This is a genomic window from Luteimonas panaciterrae (assembly GCF_020511115.1).
Lineage (GTDB): Bacteria > Pseudomonadota > Gammaproteobacteria > Xanthomonadales > Xanthomonadaceae > Luteimonas > Luteimonas panaciterrae.
In genome coordinates, this window is sequence record NZ_JAJAVH010000098.1 from 1 (window position 1) to 477 (window position 477).

A 477-nucleotide genomic window follows, 5' to 3' on the forward strand; every position below is an offset into this window, starting at 1 on the left:
TTGCTCACTGCGAAGCTGCCTAGTGCCGTGCTGGAATCGAATACGGCCTGGCTCTGGTATCCCAGCGCCACCGCTTGATTACCGCTGGCTGTCGCCAGTGTGCCCACGGCACTGCTATAGGTTCCCGTCGCCTGCGCGCCCGCACCGAACGCGCTCGCCCCCACCCCCGAAGCCGTCGTCGTTTGTTCCGGCAGATCCGAACCAGGAATTGACACCGTGCCGCCCACCGCTGTCGCGCTATCGGCCGTCGCCGAGGCGTTGTAACCCGATGCCACCGTGTTCGTCCCGATCGCGAACGCACCACTGCCGTACGCCGAGGCTCCGGCACCGATCGCCGAACTGCCCGCGCCCATCGCCGTGGCGTTCTCTCCATCCGCTCCGGCCGATGCTCCGACCACTACTGCATTTGCGCCTTGCGCCTGCGCGCCGGTGCCCGCTGCGAAGCTGTTCTCACCTGCAGCCACGCTCTCCATGCCC

The 477-nt window shown here is 67.3% G+C and carries 1 pseudogene; it reads right to left on the bottom strand.

Annotated elements, in window-relative coordinates:
• Positions 1-464 (bottom strand): annotated as a pseudogene (locus LG367_RS18435) (hypothetical protein); the annotation flags it as partial.
• Positions 465-477: the final 13 nt, after the last annotated feature.